We start from the raw sequence: 14282 nt of genomic DNA on the forward strand, positions 1-14282 counted from the left end.
ATAAGTAAATATCCCATGTACTGAATACCTGGGATTTGTAAATTATTATTTGCCATATTAAAGACTTTATAGTCCAATCCTGCAAATAATTCTGGATTGGCGTAAACATGTACACTTCCCACAGGAAGCTTCACTTCATGAATATAAGAAGATGATATTGGAGTACTCATAATCGGTAAAACCTCTTTCAGGTCAGCCCCTCTTTATTCAGAGAGGCTTATTTATTATTGTAAACGAGTCTGCTTACAAAAGTGAAACTTCGTTTGGATAGGCATATTGCAATGCTTCGCGGAACAACTGATCCAGTAGATCATCTTGTAATTGTTCCGAAGTCGACATATGCACAACTTGTTGTTCCAAAATATCGATCATATCGGTTAAAAAAGACTGGATCGATGGAACTTGTGGCTCTAGATGGAATTCTTCGCCTGCTTTTTTGCGAGTCAGCAACTCATCAATATCGCTACGTAATTGTCCCGTTGGCAACATTTCTTCGATTAACTCATCAAAGCCTACAGGCGGCATGGTTCCTTTTTGATCTATCCACAGGCAAGCTAAGATCGGACGCAATACATAAAAGTATTTTTTGATCTTCATAGTACCCCCTTGCAAGTATCCACGGAAGTTTCCTTTTGCCATATGCAGGTAGTGATACATGCAAGCACGTGGAGAAAAACGAGTTGGTGATACGTTTCGAATTTGCTCAGCAAGTGAACTATTTTCGGCATATTGAATAGGAGAGTGCAACCATTCTATCAATGGCGGATTGGATTTGCGGAACAGATTCAGTGCTTTGCGCAAGTCCCAACCGTTGATATCTAACTGCTCACTGATTGGATATTCGATAACATCTCGCCTGTTGAAAATCGACAAATACCATTCTGGAGGATGCACATAAATAAAGCGCACATCATAATCGCTATCTTGAGAAGGGAACCCCCATGCACGGCTACCGGATTCACAAGCATATAAAATACGAACTTGTTGTTCTTGTTCAATACGTTTTAATTCAGTCTGAATGATAGAAGTCATGGCTTGAGTTACGGACATGATCGATCACTCCTTTCATATGAGGAGAATGGGTGAAAATCCGCTTAAAATTGGCGGTTATTAATAAAGACCGCTACAGAAATAGAATGGTTTTTGTCGTCGCTGTTGAAATGGAATCCCTTGATAAGATTGCATACAGTCGGGATTCCATTTCGGATGTTCGGTAGGAATATGTCCTTTGACCGCATATAATATACTCTCATTTGCATTAAAATCGCTCATTAATTGTTGTAGATCATCAATCCACTTCTGTTGATCTTCTAATTCAATGTCTGGAGCTAACGGATGGGTTAACGAATTGAATTCTTGTTCGGATTTGCTATAGCTTTCCAAAAACGCATGTCTATACTGGACAGGTAACTGAATATACTCTGTCCATTGTTCTAAGGCTTCATTGGTTATAGATACGGTAGATACAGGTTCAGTGATCATTCGCTCTTGCAGATATCTAATAAGGTCATTGGTACTCGTCCCCTTTATGTTAGATGATAACTATTTCTTCCTGAAGCTATTATAATCGTCATCTTTTCTATTGGATTGAGTATTGCACGCACACTTGCGAATCCTACACTGCATCTTCAAAAAGAACGCACAAAAAAGACTTTCCATCAATATCAGGAAAGTCTCTACATCGTTATCATTCGTTTCATCTCATACTGAAATGCCAAGATTAGCAAACTCTGCTCGCAATTCTCGCTTTAACTTCGCTTTTTCACTTTCTTCTAGAAAAGCAGCATGCGCTCCATTCATAGCGATCCTACCTAATTCGGAAGCTGTAAATCCAAAGCGTTCAGCTAGAATACTGTATTCTTTGGTCATACTTGTACCGGATACACCAGGGTTATCTGTATTCACCGTAATCATTAATCCACGTTCAAAATAATCACGAATCGGGTAACTTTCCCAGTTGGAGACGGCTTTGGTCTGAATATTGCTCACCGGGCACATTTCAAGCGGAATCTGACGATCAATCATCATATCCATAATTGCCGGTGCTTCTTGTAGACGTACTCCATGACCGATTCGAGTCGCTCCCAGATTGGATACCGCTTCATAAATATTAGCTGCTCCAGCGGCTTCACCTGCATGAATCGTAACCGGAATATCTCTACGATGAGAAGCGGCAAAAATATCACGAAATAATTCAGGTGGATATGAAGCTTCATCACCAGCCAAATCGACAGCAACGAGACCTTTGCCTATATATTTGGAAGCAGCATGAATCACTTCAATATTTTGTTGATAACTGTGATTACGCATGCAGATCGCGATCCCCCGTGCTCTTACACCGAACTGTTGTTCACCACGCTTAAGACCTGCAAGTACATAATGGATCACTTCTTCAGTATATAGTCCACGTTCACGATGCAATTGAGGAGCAAACCGAATCTCGATATATTTACAACGATGTCCCATCGCTTTCTCAACAATTTCAAAAGCGACTCGCTCTAACGCTATAGCTGTTTGCAAAAATTGAGTTGTAAAATGAAATTTGCTCAAGTAATCTTGCAGACTACTACAATGTTCATTGACCTGCATATGAGAAAGTAACACATGCTTATCTGTTGTTGGCAGTTCAACACCATGACTTTCTGCTAGATCCAGTACAGTCTGCGGACGCAAGCTTCCATCCAGATGAACATGTAAATCTATTTTGGGTAGAGAAGACACATCAAGACCGTTCAGATGATTGCTCATTATTATATCCTCCTCTATATGTTTAAATAATTAAAAATACGTCATTTAAATGTTCATTAATATAACATATAAACGAAATAAAGTATACTTTTAATTATTCAATGTTATACTACATGACATATAAAAAGAGGTATAACTTTATATTTCATTTGCGATGGGAAAAGATGACTTAATCTAAATCATCATCTTCGTCTATGTATTCATCTTCTTCAGGTTCGCCCAGTTCTAGACCTTCATTCACCCAACGAATAAAATGATCGGTGACATGCATACCATCATCAGGGCTCATACTCCCACCATCCACAATCCATACATCTTTGGCTCCTGCTTCAGCAAGCATAATTAATACTTTACCTCCACTATCGTCGCCTACAGCTACATACCCTTCTGCATACAGTTCTGTCTCCCATGTCTGATTACGTTCAGCAATTTGCTCTGCTCCATAGATCAGTACACCTTCATCGGTATATAAACCATCACTTTTTTTCCATAGTTGTTTTAACGCTTTGGGAAATGTAGTGTTCATCCATTTCTCTGCATCACGGATCGTACTATTTTCAGCCGGTGGATAAAATTCACAAGATCCTAATTGAGACAATTCTAATTCCATAGTCAACACTCCTTATTTGGATAACGGATATAAGCGATATCTTCTATTATAGTATAACTATACAGACTCTTGCATCTAATCATCAGCATAAGTCATGCTCTACATACCGTATTTGCTATATTTATAAGTACAATGGTGTCTAATGCAAGATGATTAACTTCATTAATCACTTCAGAAACTACAGGTAAAAATACTATACCTGCCACTGGTGTCATGTTATGGTTCTAACCCTTTGTTATACAGTAATATATTAATATATCTGTTCTAGTAACGACCTGCGAGGTTAAAGCAATGTCTGTTATACTGTTTGCATTAGGAAATCTATTGCATACTATTTCCGATATAATAATGAAAGATTGAATAAAGAGAGGGTTACACTTATGTCCAAAAAAATACTAATCGCAGATGATGAAGAAAGTATCCGTAACTCGATTGCTTATGCTTTGAAAAGAGAACATTTTATCGTAGAAACGGCTATCGATGGTGAAGATGCACTTGCCAAAACAAATATTTTCAAGCCTGATGTTATTGTACTTGATGTGATGATGCCTAAGCTTGATGGATATGGAGTCTGTCGTGAGCTGAATAATCGTAAAGGCATTGGTATTCTCTTACTTACTGCCAAGTCCGATATTATTGACAAAATATTAGGTCTAGAAATGGGTGCAGATGATTATCTTTCTAAGCCTTTTGATATTCGTGAATTAATTGCCCGGATCAAAGCATTAGCACGACGTATGGAACGAGAAAGCACACCTTCGGCTAACGATGCCCCTTCAATATTAGGAGCAGTTGAAGTGTACACGAGTAGTCGTAAAGTGTTAGTTGATCAGCAACCGATAGAACTTACACCGAAAGAGTTCGACTTGCTTGCTCTACTTATTGCGCATCCGAATCGTGTCTATACACGCGAAGAACTGCTAGAACTGGTATGGGGAATGGATTACTTGGGAGAAACACGAACAATCGATATTCATATTCAGCGATTACGTAAAAAAATAGAGCCACACCAAGCTTTACTGCAAACGGTCTATGGTATTGGCTACAAAGCGGAACATTTATCGTGAAGCACTCTGCATCTAAGAATGCTCAACCAACTACACGTTCACATCTATTTCAATCACGCGGATGGAGTTTACGTTGGAAATTCCCACTACTTTTAGCGGTTTTGCTTTTATTTACGGTAGGTGTATTAAGTACGCTAGTACTGATCGGGATTCAATCGAATCAGAAGAACCAAATTGAAAACACACTCAAACGTCAAAGTGAAATTGTAGGGCTTACGATACGGCAAGAGTATCTAGCTAGCAATCCTTCCGATCCCAAGTCATTTATGAAATTACGAGCGACAGAACTTGCGGGTCAACTGGGAATATCCAGTAATATGCGGATTGTGTTATACGATGCTAAAGGACAATTAGTCGGCGATTCCTTACCTCTTGCTCCTCAAGCCCATGTAGAGCAGGCACTTGCGTATGCTTTAAAAGGTCAGATCGCTTATATTACAGCAGGTTCTTCAGTGATTTACTTATCTCCCATTCAAGGGCCGAACGGTTTACTTGGAGTGGCACAACTTCACCTTTCAATCGCAGAACAGCAAGCCTTTTATCAAGATATCGTACATTTATTGCTCTGGATAGGATTGTCTGTGTTGATGATCAGCTTTATCGTCGGATGGTTGTATATTCGCAAGCAGACTACAGATATTGAGCGACTGACTCAGGAGACTATTTCGATAGCTCAAGGTCAATATCCTGTTGCTCAGACAACTCTTTTTACTCGTAAAGACGAATTAGGGCAACTTGGAGAAGGTATTGTACAGATGGGACATATGATTGCTCAAAGTATGAACGATTTGGAAAATGAAAAACAACAGCTGGAACAAGCTGTCACCAAATTAACAGCACTGGAACAATTGCAAAAAGCGTTTATCGGGAATATCAGTCATGAATTGAAAACACCGATCACCTCTATTCAAGCGTATGCCGACTTGTTACATATGTATGGGGATGATCCTTCATTAGTGCAAGAAGCGAGCGAAAGCATTGCCAAAGAAACCAAACGTCTGATTGAATTGATTGAAGATTCGATACGTTTATCGTTGCTTGAGAAATATGATTTTGAATTGCAATTGCATACGGTACAGTTAGATGAACTACTTCAAGATGTAGCAGAACGTACCCGTGGCAAAGCATCCACTTCTGGTATTGATCTACAAGTGCAGACGGTGTCGGTGAACATGATTACCGATCCCAAGCATCTTATGCATATTTTATTGAATTTGTTAGATAATGCAGTGAAATATAATGATCGTAAGCATGGTTGGATTCAGTTATCGAATACGCTAGATGATCACAAAACGATCATCCGTATTGCCAATTCGGGAGCTATTATTCCCGAAGATCAATGGGACAATGTATTCGAACCGTATGCTACATTAAGCAGTGACCGTGCACGTACAGGTAGCGGAACAGGTCTAGGTCTTCCTCTTGCCCGCCGCCTAGCAGAACGTTTGCAAGGTCAATTGTATATTAAGCAATCGAATCCATCAGGAACTGTATTTATATTGGAACTTCCTTTATAATGCACGATTACAAGCTATTATTTACAACTTGGATACAATTCGATATATTTACGAAACGTCTGCACCTTATAGTAAAGAAATCGATCATATAAGGGAGATGTTCTTTTGTGAAAAAAATAAAGATATTCTATCGTCGAGATTCTATGTACTTGCTGATTAGTAGTATGCTATTCATGACGTTACTTAGTGCATGTAGTCCGTTAACCCATACAGGCGGACTTCGCTCATCAGAACCACAACTTACCGTGTTACCGCTGGATACATCTACGCAAAAAAAAGCCGACGAAGTGCTTCTCTCCACAGTAGATCCATTGAAAAATCGGTATACACGTACATGGTTATCCGATACCGAACTGATTATTAACAAAAAAGATCGGCTGTATATTTATAATATAACAACAGCTAAAGAGAAATTATTTACACCTGATCGCACATCGCCTCAATATCTTGCACTAACTTCTCAAGATGGTCAGCATGTATTTTTTACAGAAGGTGTAGATGGTGATCCGTATGAGATTCAAGGCTATATTTGGGAAGTATCGACAGGCAAAGTCACATCTATCGGTAGACTGGATATTACCAAAACCGTCAGCTGGGCGGACAATGAACACTTAATTACAGATCAAATCGGTGGCGGTATACGCTTAATCGATCTAAACGGTCACTCTTCCGATGTTGTTCTACCCTATTCTATGCAACCACAGGATAGAATCGACAATGTACAGAAGGTCGGTAAAGTGATTTACTTTTTAGGTTCAGATACTCATGTCTATCGGCTGGTACAATACGCTAATCAATCAGAACCTACTATGACTGCGATTGCTAGCAATGTGAGAACCTTTACTGTATCTCCAGATGGCAAACGTATAGCAATCGAACAACGCCTATGGAATACAACTGAACCTGCTAAGCTGATCATTATTGATCCGCAAGGTGATGTGAAAGGGACATTAGCGCAAGGAAGCTTAATCAGTCATAGTGTATGGTCCGCAGATAGCCGTATGCTTGCTTTTGCAATCAATCAGGTGAATCAACAAGGGATGAACGGGTTGTATATTTTCGATCAAGTTACTGGTAAAACAACCCCTGTTTTCTCTAAAATCCAAGATTCCAACGCTTCGATCCAATGGAACCCATCAGGTAAAAGTTTGTCTATGTATGATGAGAGCAACGGAATCATGACGTATATTATAGGAATAGAAAAATAAGCTAAAGCCAACATGATCGTGATCGATGTGTGGCTTTAGCTTATTTTTATGATTTATTGTATATGATTTGATTCACAATATGAGATATACATGCCTCAGAGTTTACTTTATCTTCTCAAATGCGTTCTTATACTCGTTAGAATATCCACTTGTGAACTATTACCCTTTTACTCCATTGTCATCTGGAAAAAATAATTGATACTCTCCATTCAATTGCTTAATTAACAAATTATGATCTGATGTCTCGAATACTTTTGTACCTTTATCTACAGCGTTGGACATCAGGTGTACTGATGGATAAACCTCTGCATCGACTCGTTGTACAATTTCACCGACTGGCTGAATATTTGTATACTGCTTGATATCTACAGATTGTCCACCTAAATATTGTTGATTATTATAATTAATAATAGCTGCATAACAAGCAGTACTCTCTGTGTTAGCATTACATCCTATTAAAAACAATGAATACACTAGTATGCAACAAGTTATGATAAATAGTCTCATACTTCACCTCTTTTGTTCTGAATAGGTCGCTTTGTTATATGCTCTACATTTGATTTCTTTGTGTGATTCCTTTACGCTAAAATCATGAATAAGAGTCGTTATATTGTAAAATTATAACATAAAATTAATACACCTATTCCAAATTTTTCTATACCTAAGGAGCGCCTAATCATGAGCGAACAGCTATATACCCTTTTCCAAAGTAAACAGATTCCTTACGAATACGATCTAACATTCGTGGATCAGTTGCTTCGGACTAAATATGCTGCTATTGAAGTCAGTAAACGTACTGTCGAGGATTTGAAAAAAGATCCTATGTGCGATTTTGATGCGATTTATAAGTGTTATGTGATTACAGATGCAGTGTTACTTGATTCTTTATTTACAGAAGAAGAACGTTCAATTCAAGCAGAAATGGCAAAAAAGCATTCTACATACTCAGAAACAAGGGAATATAACATATGGGGAGATATCCAAGAAGGTCGAATGATTCGAGTGATTGTAGACTCGGATAATGGTAGCACGATGACAGGCTTTAACTTACAAGGTTTATGTGAAGTGTTAATGTATGAACTCTATGTACTTAAAGGAATTAAACCTGAAGCTTGTACCAATCCTAACGATCCTTATTTTGCTCATTATCTGGAGTGCTTGGATAAAGCCGGTTATCTTTAATTTTGCATGATAATAAGGGCAGTTCTCGAAATTTGGAGAGCTGTTCTTTTTTATTCGTTTATCGTAGTTCTTGTTATTAATGGTCTTGCTGAAAGCTTTGCAATTGCATGAGTTGCCATGTGCGTTCTTCGGTAATAAACTTCATATTGTTATCTGATGCAAGACCGATCACTTTAATCGCATAATCACTCGCGACTATAGCATGTTCTCTCATATGTCCCACAGCTACCGCTTGTCCGGAAGTTCTTGCTGCTGTTTTGGCTATTTCGCTCTGGCACTCTCTAGCAATATTGTGAATCTGGAATCCAGCTTGCCTTACTTGATGTACCGTAGCTTGTCCTACTTGCCATAGCTCATTTACTTTGAATGCTTGCTCCACTTTTTCAAGATTCGGTAATTCTTGCTCCAGATAAGGTAGAACATGCTGTGCTATACTAAGCGCCCATTGTGCTAATTGAATATGACTCATCTTCTCTATCTTCTGTTCAATCTCTGCTCGCAGTGATAAGTCGTCTACAATCTTAATCTTGGATTTACTCAATGCAACCTTCTCCTTTCCAAAATCTGAATAATGATTCCCAGCTAATCAAAGTAGATTTCCCAAAATATATAATAAAGTCAGATAGCTCCAAATAATATATTCGTTCTTCATCAGTATCTTCATCCTTCATATATTCGTTCCATGGCTCCTGATAAGAAGGGCAAGCTTCTAATTATAAATTTATCATTTGCTCTTTCATAATCACAGTGATTCCCCCTCCCTTTCTATCTAGTATAAAAGAAAAGCCCTTGAAAAACTCAAGGGCTTTTTTACTTTTCCTACATTACTCCGGTACACTTGTACTTCCGTCGTTATAAGCTTCAATATCATCGAAATACAACGTGCCTGCTGTCACCGAAGAATTTTCACTTTTATTAACGTAGATCGAGAACATTCGCACATCTTTCAAGCTGGATGCTGTAATCACTTTATCCGCATTAGCAGTGTCCCATGGGGCTGGCTTGAAGTCGGTAAAAGGAATCTCGATCATCCCTGCTTCTGTTCCATGAAGCGAAGGATAAGCTTCAAACGAAGTACCGTTGATGTTAATCTGAATGACTAGCTTATTATCACTACCATCTGGCTTCATCCAGAACCGAACTGCATTGGTGCCTGACCAGTCACTATTTTGCATATTTTTGGACTCGCCTGTATAACCCTGACTGTTCAGCCTATAGTCATATTTCAGACCGTATTTTCCACTATTTTTGCCATACGTGCTCAGTGTGACTGTATTCGGATCGCCTGCTGTAACATATGCTCGATCTAGTAATTCATCGCTACCTTTATACGTTTCAAATAGATCGACTACCCATGGATCGGTTGTTACATCACTATCACTCACATACAATTGCACTGTTTGGGTAAGCACCTGACTACCTTTGAGATCAACTTGTACCGTTAATGTGGTTCCCTCTTCTGCAAGCGATGCATCAGGTGTCCAATCTGCTACATAATAGAATCCGTCTGCATCTTTTTTCATTTTGTGCTCTGTACTATTACCCTCCACTTGATAGGTCACTTTGGCAATCTTGGCTTCATTCACTCGCACTCGAATCGTTGTCGGCTTGCTAAGTGGAATTGTTGCATTGTTGATCGGCGAAGCGATATGCATAAATGGTTGCTCTTTGGCTACTTTGGACTTCTGCTGATACGGACGATCAGCTTCAACCTCTTGTTGAAAAGCAGTATATGGATCATCATAAAAAGCTTGGAAATCTGGTAACAGTTCATGATTGCCTAGCCCATTCGGTGCATCCCGATAAGGAACAAAGATAGAATCCGTATTGAAATTCGCCCATGTGAGCATATAAGACATCTTTTTCGCTTGAGGATCAGATTGTAATGCTTTTAATAACTTGGTAAAAAAATGCAAATCTTTCGTACCTGTTGGCTTCACATTCGAATAGCCAAATTCAGTGAATGCTGAAATTTTGCCTTTCTGCTCTGCAATCTCAGCTACTAATCGGGCATCTTGGACGACTGCATCGTACCATGTGGGTGTATTGCCATCATAATACGTATCAAATCCCAGAATATCGACATAATCATCTCCGGGATATGTCTCCAAGTAAGTATCTGCATCCTGATTGAATGGACTGCCTGGTGAGAATGCATACAAGAAATTATGCACCTTTTTCACATCACGCAGATATTCTACCGTATACCGATAAATCTCAACATACTCTTCTTTTGTCCGATAAGGCGCACCCCACCAGAACCAACCGCCATTCTGCTCATGGAACGGACGGAAAATCACCGGAATCGCTTGCCCGCGGTCATCTTTAAGATGATGAGCAAAGTCGGCAACCTGATCGAGAAAAGCATTATAATCTGCATGCTTGTCTCCACCCGGTAAGATATGACTGATTACATTCCCTTTGGTATCATAAAAATCATTTCCAGTTACAAAGTTAGGCATATGCGAACTTAAATTGAGTACACTACCTTGCTCGTAAGCCGACTTCATTACCTTAACCAGATTGTCCCGATTCTCTGTAACTGATCCACCATACACTCCGGGCTTCTCAAATCCTTCTAGACTTAGCGTATCCCATCCAAATACTCCCGGCAGATCACCAACAGATCGCTTCACTTCAGATTGCGTTCCATCTTCGGCTGTAATCCCGATCCCTTCGGTAGTGGCATGTTGGTGACCGAATAATATGTCTTTGCCTTCGTTATTCAGCAAATAGGTAAATAGCGAACGTGTAGCTTTGGTTGCGTCTGCATCTGCTAGATTCACGATCTGCGATTGAGATGTTTTACTATTGACCGCTTCTACCTCATTTTCTGCTTGTGCCACTTGCCCTGCTGTTGGTGATACCACCAGCAACATTGCCAATACCCCTATCGCCCAACGCTTTCTCATAATCACAACTCCTCTGTGGTTGGAATAACTATCTGTATAGATAGCGCTTACAGAGTTAAATATACAAAAGTATAAGGAAGGATTATATAGGGAAATAAGGAAAAATAGTGTTTTAATACACAAGCTTTTTTCCTTATTCTTGTAGATATAATTTTTATATAAGAATACTTATTGAAACTTTTATTTATGTAATTGTATGACTCTCATTAAAGGATCTTTACGCAAATGTATAATACAATCTGGATGAGCAGTATGATACACCACATTACCTTCATCTGCTTGGAAAAATTCTCTGTTTGCGTCTTCAGCTAAAACAGTACGAATAGGAGCCACTTCATCTACGATTTTCTTGTTATCTTCTTCATGGTATTGAAGGATAGATACTAATAAAAATTGATCTGGAAACAGTTCTCTTACTTCCTGCCATTTCACGATAATACCCTCCCAAATCATAATAGCTATATTTTATTTTTACTTTAATTTTATCATATTCATTCAATCGTTATATACGTAATTTGATATTTCAGCATAGCGATAACGATACTATACTATACTTATCCTTCTTCAAGCGCTTTGTATACTTTATAGTGATCCTTAACTTTAATAGCAAGTTGATCTATATGAACTTCATTTTTGATTTGGTACATTTCGGTTCCTATAGGTAGTGTGGTAGACATGAACTCGGTAAAAGGTTCATCGGCTTTATGTTGTTGTTGAATCGTTCCTAACTTCTCTCCGATCTGGTTACTCTGTACGGTGAGCTGGTGATCTACAACATATACTCTATTCTTGAATATAAATAAATCTGCATGTGGTGAATCACGTATCGTTTCTTGGGCTAAAATTTCTGTCGTGCTGATTTCTGTAATGTTGTTAGGTTGTACTCCTTGCTGGGTCTGTACGGTACTGGAACTACAACCTAGAAGTGTGGCTAATAAGGTAATTACTATTGCTGATTTCAAATGAAGGTTCGCTCCTCTTTACTCTATTATCAAATGGCTATGTAATCTACATTTCTCTAATAAATACTACTTGGGTAAAAATGTACCTTTGAATCGCATACGCATATCCGATTGGATAGAAAGAGCTTCTTTTAGATTATTAGCTGCTCCTACAATAAAAAGAGAATGGTGTTGATCTTCTTTTTCTGTCCAAACAGAGGATGCCCAAATATTAATATATTCAAAATTATCGTCAAACCAGATCAACCCTTGATTGGTCAAATGAATGGAATAATATTGTTGATGTATTAGCAAGATTATAAAACAGATTAGCTCTACTACAAATAAAAAATCCCTTTAATAAAGAAGATTAAATGCATCTTAACAGATGTCTTTTTCTCTTATTTATTAAAGGGAGATATTTCTGTATAAGCTTTTTTAATATAATAGAATTTATTAATTTAAAGTTATAAGATTAATTCTAAGAAGAAGATTTAGCTAGCTCAAAAATCTGATAATTACCATCTGCTGTTTTAGCTAATAAAGTTCCATCAGGAGCTTGAAAAACTTCTACACCTTTATCCACAGCATTAGAGGATAAGTTTTCTGTAGGTTTTTTATCTTCTGATACCTTTTCAACAATAGTACCTAATTGCTGAACATCTGGATACTGTTCTGTTTTCACAGCTTGTTGCCCAATATATTCTTGATCGTTATACTTTATAATTGCCTCATAAGAACCCTTGTCGGCTTCGCTATTGCATCCTACTAGCAGTGCAGTATACAAAATTAGTACACTTAAAGAAAAAAATATTTTCATCATTTAACCTCCTTGTAATCCCTCTAACTCTTCTAACGTAATAGACTTATCAGTTGTTGCAGAATAAGTTGGATCTTGCTCTGACATGATCGAAGGATTTCCGCTATTTTCAAATTTACCACTAGGTCCACCGAGCATAAGGTAACTATCATTGTATTTTTCTAAAAATAAAACATATTCTTTATTTAGTTCCATCAATGGATGTTCAGCATATTGTAATGTAGCATCTCCATCTTGATATACATGGATGATTTTAGAATTATTAGAGTTATCATTTTTATAAGTTGAAGATACCTCAAAAGAAAAAACTGTAATTGGATTATCTTCGCCATCCATAATCACTTGATCTATTTTTTGAGGTATCCCTTTAACAACTAATTCTGAATTATTTTTCAACTCTTCTGTGGATAAATCTGGAAAAGTTGCTTCGACAGATATGGATTCTTTAGGAGCGATATCTTCTTCTCCATAAGAAGTATGCAGAACATAGCCAAAAGCAGTAATTCCAGTGAGTATAATAGTCATTCCTAAGACTTTCCACGTTGATATTTTCATATTAAAACCCCCAAACTTTTTTTAAGCCAACTAAATCAGCCGGAGTTACACCACTATAGTTTCCTGCAAATCCATACATCAATTTTGCTGCATTCGATGAGGACTTGAGATCACCTAAACCAAATACATGACCCATCTCATGTTGAGCAATTCTACTCCATTGAGCAGTACTATAATTATCTTTCTTAGCTCCATTAAATTGCATTCTCCATCTAAGTTTATGAGATTCGTTATTAGAACTTACTACCCGAGCTACCCAAGTACTAGCAGGTGCACTAGTACCTTCAATATAATTTTCAGTAGATGCAATTGTACTATTAATAAATTTTAAATTATTACTAGTTTCTGAATACATGTAATTGTTAGCATTAGTTAGACGATCTTTCCAGAACTGGTCAGTCCCAGGCATCCAGTAGAAATATGGATTTTTATTAGCATCATGTGGAATAAGAATATACCCACTACTTTCTCCACCACCTGTAACAGTATGGGCAGAAACGGTTGTAGGAACAATTAAAATAGTAATAATTAACGCTATAATACTTCTTTTCATTTTTTCAATTCTCAATATAATCTCCCCTAAATTAGTTATTATAAACTTTAGAATTAAAACTCAAAAAGCTTTTATAAATCGCTTTAAAAATTAAGTATTTTCTATTAACAATAAATATACTAATTACTTCTAAACTTTATCTTTCTAAAACTCCTTTCTAATATTATTT

Annotated in this window: 16 protein-coding genes and 1 pseudogene; 4 read left to right on the plus strand and 13 right to left on the minus strand. The window is 37.7% G+C overall.

Features of this window, described 5'->3' with window-relative positions; all coding sequences use genetic code 11:
* Nucleotides 1-8: 8 nt before the first annotated feature.
* From PO903_RS18490 to PO903_RS18510, 5 genes and pseudogenes are all read right to left on the minus strand, one after another.
* Nucleotides 9-170 (minus strand): annotated as a pseudogene (locus PO903_RS18490) (RtcB family protein); the annotation flags it as partial.
* A 73-nt stretch (nucleotides 171-243) separates the two neighbouring features.
* Complete coding sequence (locus tag PO903_RS18495) at nucleotides 244-1050, minus strand: nucleotidyltransferase domain-containing protein (RefSeq protein ID WP_273594232.1); 807 nt, start codon at nucleotides 1048-1050, stop codon at nucleotides 244-246.
* 60 nt (nucleotides 1051-1110) lie between these two features.
* Nucleotides 1111-1482 (minus strand): hypothetical protein, encoded by a 372-nt coding sequence (locus PO903_RS18500; RefSeq protein ID WP_273594233.1) that lies wholly within the window; start codon nucleotides 1480-1482, stop codon nucleotides 1111-1113.
* Nucleotides 1483-1701: 219 nt separating this feature from the next.
* On the minus strand, nucleotides 1702-2748 hold the full coding sequence (gene add / locus PO903_RS18505; RefSeq protein WP_273594234.1) for an adenosine deaminase: 1047 nt from the start codon (nucleotides 2746-2748) through the stop codon (nucleotides 1702-1704).
* Between the two features lie 169 nt (nucleotides 2749-2917).
* Nucleotides 2918-3358 carry an SMI1/KNR4 family protein gene (locus PO903_RS18510; RefSeq protein ID WP_069327799.1) on the minus strand — a complete coding sequence of 147 codons (441 nt, stop codon included), beginning with the start codon at nucleotides 3356-3358 and terminating at the stop codon, nucleotides 2918-2920.
* Between the two features lie 380 nt (nucleotides 3359-3738).
* Between PO903_RS18510 and PO903_RS18515 the strand changes: the two genes are divergently transcribed.
* From PO903_RS18515 to PO903_RS18525, 3 genes are all read left to right on the plus strand, one after another.
* Entirely contained in the window at nucleotides 3739-4425 is a 687-nt protein-coding gene (locus PO903_RS18515; RefSeq protein WP_273594235.1) for a response regulator transcription factor, read from the plus strand.
* Nucleotides 4422-5942, plus strand: a complete 1521-nt coding sequence (locus PO903_RS18520) for a sensor histidine kinase (RefSeq protein WP_273594236.1) — start codon at nucleotides 4422-4424, stop codon at nucleotides 5940-5942. Before PO903_RS18515 ends, PO903_RS18520 begins: the two co-directional genes overlap by 4 nt.
* A 107-nt stretch (nucleotides 5943-6049) precedes the next feature.
* Nucleotides 6050-7150, plus strand: a complete 1101-nt coding sequence (locus PO903_RS18525; protein ID WP_273594237.1) for a WD40 repeat domain-containing protein — start codon at nucleotides 6050-6052, stop codon at nucleotides 7148-7150.
* Nucleotides 7151-7309: 159 nt separating this feature from the next.
* Here PO903_RS18525 and PO903_RS18530 read toward each other — a convergent pair whose 3' ends face one another.
* Nucleotides 7310-7657, minus strand: coding sequence for a hypothetical protein (locus PO903_RS18530; protein ID WP_273594238.1), 348 nt, complete (start codon nucleotides 7655-7657; stop codon nucleotides 7310-7312).
* A 171-nt stretch (nucleotides 7658-7828) separates the two neighbouring features.
* Here PO903_RS18530 and PO903_RS18535 point away from each other — a divergent pair, with 171 nt between their 5' ends.
* A complete protein-coding gene (locus PO903_RS18535) occupies nucleotides 7829-8332 on the plus strand; it encodes a hypothetical protein (RefSeq protein ID WP_273594239.1) in 504 nt (167 codons plus the stop codon).
* 76 nt (nucleotides 8333-8408) lie between these two features.
* Here the strand turns inward: PO903_RS18535 and PO903_RS18540 are convergent, their stop codons facing one another.
* The 7 genes from PO903_RS18540 to PO903_RS18570 all read right to left on the minus strand — a co-directional run bounded on the left by PO903_RS18540 (nucleotide 8409) and on the right by PO903_RS18570 (nucleotide 14128).
* Nucleotides 8409-8873 carry a putative immunity protein gene (locus PO903_RS18540; RefSeq protein WP_273594240.1) on the minus strand — a complete coding sequence of 155 codons (465 nt, stop codon included), beginning with the start codon at nucleotides 8871-8873 and terminating at the stop codon, nucleotides 8409-8411.
* A 283-nt stretch (nucleotides 8874-9156) separates the two neighbouring features.
* Complete coding sequence (locus tag PO903_RS18545; protein ID WP_273594241.1) at nucleotides 9157-11244, minus strand: glycosyl hydrolase; 2088 nt, start codon at nucleotides 11242-11244, stop codon at nucleotides 9157-9159.
* A gap of 180 nt (nucleotides 11245-11424) precedes the next feature.
* The gene (locus PO903_RS18550) at nucleotides 11425-11676 is read right to left on the minus strand and encodes a hypothetical protein (protein WP_273594242.1); all 252 of its coding nucleotides are present in this window, start codon (nucleotides 11674-11676) and stop codon (nucleotides 11425-11427) included.
* Nucleotides 11677-11798: 122 nt separating this feature from the next.
* Nucleotides 11799-12206 carry a hypothetical protein gene (locus tag PO903_RS18555; protein WP_273594243.1) on the minus strand — a complete coding sequence of 136 codons (408 nt, stop codon included), beginning with the start codon at nucleotides 12204-12206 and terminating at the stop codon, nucleotides 11799-11801.
* 460 nt (nucleotides 12207-12666) lie between these two features.
* Nucleotides 12667-13005, minus strand: coding sequence for a hypothetical protein (locus PO903_RS18560; RefSeq protein ID WP_273594244.1), 339 nt, complete (start codon nucleotides 13003-13005; stop codon nucleotides 12667-12669).
* A 3-nt stretch (nucleotides 13006-13008) separates the two neighbouring features.
* Nucleotides 13009-13560 carry a hypothetical protein gene (locus PO903_RS18565; protein ID WP_273594245.1) on the minus strand — a complete coding sequence of 184 codons (552 nt, stop codon included), beginning with the start codon at nucleotides 13558-13560 and terminating at the stop codon, nucleotides 13009-13011.
* A gap of 1 nt (nucleotide 13561) precedes the next feature.
* A complete protein-coding gene (locus tag PO903_RS18570; protein ID WP_273594246.1) occupies nucleotides 13562-14128 on the minus strand; it encodes a hypothetical protein in 567 nt (188 codons plus the stop codon).
* Between the last annotated feature and the right edge of the window lie 154 nt (nucleotides 14129-14282).

It is taken from the genome of Paenibacillus sp. PK4536 (assembly GCF_028594455.2).
Lineage (GTDB): Bacteria > Bacillota > Bacilli > Paenibacillales > Paenibacillaceae > Saccharibacillus > Saccharibacillus nuruki.

Bases quoted from the DNA above. Each gene is read 5' to 3' on its own strand.
- PO903_RS18515 (WP_273594235.1), top strand. From the start codon at position 3,739: ATGTCCAAAAAAATACTAATCGCAGATGATGAAGAAAGTATCCGTAAC.
- PO903_RS18500 (WP_273594233.1), bottom strand. From the start codon at position 1,482: ATGATCACTGAACCTGTATCTACCGTATCTATAACCAATGAAGCCTTA.
- PO903_RS18495 (WP_273594232.1), bottom strand. From the start codon at position 1,050: ATGTCCGTAACTCAAGCCATGACTTCTATCATTCAGACTGAATTAAAA.
- PO903_RS18535 (WP_273594239.1), top strand. From the start codon at position 7,829: ATGAGCGAACAGCTATATACCCTTTTCCAAAGTAAACAGATTCCTTAC.
- add (WP_273594234.1), bottom strand. From the start codon at position 2,748: ATGAGCAATCATCTGAACGGTCTTGATGTGTCTTCTCTACCCAAAATA.
- PO903_RS18560 (WP_273594244.1), bottom strand. From the start codon at position 13,005: ATGAAAATATTTTTTTCTTTAAGTGTACTAATTTTGTATACTGCACTG.
- PO903_RS18530 (WP_273594238.1), bottom strand. From the start codon at position 7,657: ATGAGACTATTTATCATAACTTGTTGCATACTAGTGTATTCATTGTTT.
- PO903_RS18565 (WP_273594245.1), bottom strand. From the start codon at position 13,560: ATGAAAATATCAACGTGGAAAGTCTTAGGAATGACTATTATACTCACT.
- PO903_RS18545 (WP_273594241.1), bottom strand. From the start codon at position 11,244: ATGAGAAAGCGTTGGGCGATAGGGGTATTGGCAATGTTGCTGGTGGTA.
- PO903_RS18510 (WP_069327799.1), bottom strand. From the start codon at position 3,358: ATGGAATTAGAATTGTCTCAATTAGGATCTTGTGAATTTTATCCACCG.